This is a genomic window from Candidatus Neomarinimicrobiota bacterium (assembly GCA_022567655.1).
Classification (GTDB): domain Bacteria; phylum Fidelibacterota; class SORT01; order SORT01; family SORT01; genus JADFGO01.
Genome location: JADFGO010000140.1, coordinates 1 through 3,254, shown reverse-complemented (window position 1 = coordinate 3,254; position 3,254 = coordinate 1). Strand labels below are relative to the sequence as shown.

Below are 3,254 nucleotides of genomic sequence, written 5' to 3'. Positions count from 1 at the left end.
CATCAGTGCGGTCAGGGCAAGCCCTAACCCGCATATTATTGTAGCGGTTAGGGTGTCAAAGAGACTATTATTGAAGCCCAATCACGCGCTGAAACAGAAGTGACCACTCACGGAGCTTCTTTCAACAAACAGGCTTAAAGCCTGAAAGGAGGAAGTTCCATGTCATTGGATTTCATAACAGAGAAACAGAGTTATTCGGCGTTTTTAGAAGAATCCGAGGCGACAGCCAAACTTTACAAGCTGATGATAAAAAATCTTTGCGAGTTCATCGTCAATTCACGTAAACTTACCGAGCGGCAGGTGGAGATCTTTCTACTGCGCGCGAAAGGATTCACGTTCGAGGAGATAGGCAACATGCTCGGTATACGCAAGCAGACGGTGCATGAATCGTGCATGAAGACGATCCAGCTGCTTAAACTCCCGGAGGATGGGGAAGTGGATGATTGATAAACATCATTCTGTTCATGGTTAGATAAGCCGGCTTAATCTCATTTCAACAGCAGCATCTTCCTTGTTTGGACAAAATCTCCGGCTGTGAGGCGGTAAAAGTAGATGCCTGAAGCATATTTTGATGCGTCCCATGCAATAGTGTGCACTCCTTCAGTTTGCCTCTCGTTTAAAATCCGCGCTACTTCCTGTCCACGAAGGTTATAGATCACCAACAAAACTTCTGAACTCACTGGAAGAGAGTATTCTATCCGAGTCAGAGGGTTAAAGGGGTTGGGGTAGTTTTGCGAGAGATCGAATTCTCGTGGGACAAAGAAGGGATGGTTTTTGTCGACCGAGACAAAGTCGCCTTGCAAGTTAAACCCAACTTGATCGCCGGCAGCCCGCGGACTTCCGTAAAAGAGAGTGAGAATATCACCAATTTCGGGTGGAAGATCAGTTTCACCCCACGAGATAATTAATGAAATTGTTGTACGCCGACTGTCCTCACTATCAAGAAAAATTATCGATTCACCGCTCACCCATTCACCATTTTCACCCCTGACAAATATGAGTGCGACTTGATAGTCCTCGGCAGCATTCCAGATTTGAAAGGGTAGAGGGACTCCTGTCGAGGATTGAGACGCATTTTCGCCTAAGAATCGAAGTTCATAGTTTTTAGGACTGCTACTAAGGTACTGTAGATACTCAATTTCATATGTACTCGTGTCTCCTGTGACCTCTGTCCAAGCCGTTTTCCATGGCTGGATGAAACCATAATTGAACATCGATAATCGTATGCCGTCAAAGAGCTCTCCTTCAGCCCCGGTAAGCTGATAAGCTCCGGAGACTTTAATTATATTATCATGAACATCAAAAATGTCGTAGACAAGAACCGATGTAAATTCTTCCTCACGAAAAGCAATGATATAGTCATGATCTTTCAACGCTGATGAATCGATTATATTCAACGTCATTGGACCTTGAGCCTGACCGATCAATTTTGTAAAGACATTTTCTATTCGTTCTTGCCGTTCATTTCGCAGCTTAAACATGATTGAAACGGCGCTAAACGATTCATCACCGTCTGAGGCTGTAAGCATCACCATACCTGAATCGGAATTCGGCGAATCGTTGCTATCCCAGAGATAGCTTCCTGAATTGGGAATACTGTTTTCCACCGTCATCCAGTGTTCACCTTCATCCACGCTGTAATCCAATGTTATCAGCAGTGTGGAATCCTCAATATCTACGGCATTCCAAGTTATCTCTTTTAAGCCGGATACAATTGAATCAAATGGCGTAATGAGGCGTATGAATGGGATTCCGTTGGCATCGTTATCTATGACAAAGAATGAATCCGAATATGCAGACTGTCGAAAAGCGAAATCGCCAAGGGAACTGTCGAAGACAGATGCCTGAAGCAGGTAGAAACCATCAGTCATTGATTCCGTGTTCCAAAGATAATTACCGGTGTTGGGTAGATTTTCGTCTATGAAAAGTTTTTCTCCAAGTATAGAGATAGCATAGAGTTCCAAATTTAGAATATCACCTTCCTTATCTGAAGCGTTCCAGAAAATTGAAACAGTTCCGGTAAGCCGTTCGCCTCCGAGAGGAGAGAGAAGTGAGAAGTCATGGAGTTGAAAGTCATTATCAAAGATCTCCTGAACATTGCGAGAGACCTCTCTTAATTTGGCAAGACTATGTAGGGCACTCGTATCCCGGGCAATAATTACCGCGGCAATTAGCTCTACTGAATCGCCGGGAGCCATATCAAGCGGACCAAAGGAGATCATACCACGTAAATCGCCGGCACCCGTAAGGATCCATCCTTCTCCCGTGACAGGGTCGCCTGTATAATCATACCGGGTTGTATTGCCAAGATTATCAATTTTTGTCAAACCCAATCCGTTCAATCCTTGCATAAAGTAATATGCCTCGGAAGCAGTTACCGGATCACTGGTTTCGGGAAAACCCGAGTTTGCGAATTTGGAACTTGCATACATTCCTGCATTGGTATGATCAGATAGCAATTTACCGAAGGCGATAGCGCTGTCACCTAATGATGGAACAGCGGGACCGCGAAGTAATTTAAATCCTATGGCAGGAGGTGCAGCACCATAGACATTATCAGCGCCATCGTTATACACATATTGCATCTGAAGAAGTGTATCGGTACCAAGAAGATCGTCAGTTGCAGTACCGAGATCAGAGTCATGCCAGAGCGCCACAAAAGCGTCCTCAATAAAATTATTTCCCTTATTGAAAATCTGGAAGTTCAGAAACATGATATCGCCATACGCTCCCGGCTGATCATAACCCCAGATCGTCATTCGTACCTCGATACCGAGCGGATCAGTTCCGAATAGTCTATCGTGAGCGGCGCTATCGGCGTCGTGGAAAACAGACCAATAAGATTTGTCGCCAAACGCAAGTGGATCACTGTTCGAGTCGGTCGGAGCGCCATCGGAGACAGGCCAATTAGCCCAATCGTGATCGCCCGGACCGCTGAAGGGTCCAATGGAATAAACTCTGAAACGCTGATCGTCCATGTTATCGGGATAACTTTCATAAGTGCCGCCGCGAAACTCTGTAGCGTATTCAGCTTCAGCTGTTCTTGGAATAGAGTCAACCAACCCCGCGATCCATATGCCTGACTGGAAAATTATCGTAAAGCTGCTGTCTCGAGGCCATTCCATTCCGGCATTGCCCGAAATGCGAAAAGAGGTAAACTCCCCTTCATTTGTTATCCAAGCACCGATACGGTTCACATCAAACCATGTGAAACTGAGTGAGTTTGACGCGAATGCACTCTTTCGCAACGGCCC

The 3,254-nt window shown here is 45.5% G+C and carries 2 protein-coding genes; one reads left to right on the top strand and one right to left on the bottom strand.

Annotation, left to right across the window (positions count from 1 at the left end; genetic code table 11):
• Positions 1 to 159 precede the first annotated feature (159 nt).
• The gene (locus IID12_10130; protein ID MCH8289440.1) at positions 160 to 447 is read left to right on the top strand and encodes a hypothetical protein; all 288 of its coding nucleotides are present in this window, start codon (positions 160 to 162) and stop codon (positions 445 to 447) included.
• Positions 448 to 488: 41 nt separating this feature from the next.
• Here the strand turns inward: IID12_10130 and IID12_10125 are convergent, their stop codons facing one another.
• Positions 489 to 3,125: a T9SS type A sorting domain-containing protein gene (locus tag IID12_10125; GenBank protein ID MCH8289439.1), complete on the bottom strand. Its 2,637-nt coding sequence runs from the start codon at positions 3,123 to 3,125 to the stop codon at positions 489 to 491.
• Positions 3,126 to 3,254: the final 129 nt, after the last annotated feature.

What these genes read in the sequence shown, in the direction of transcription:
- IID12_10130 (MCH8289440.1), top strand. Translation starts at nt 160, where the DNA reads ATGTCATTGGATTTCATAACAGAGAAACAGAGTTATTCGGCGTTTTTA.
- IID12_10125 (MCH8289439.1), bottom strand. Translation starts at nt 3,125, where the DNA reads ATGGAATGGCCTCGAGACAGCAGCTTTACGATAATTTTCCAGTCAGGC.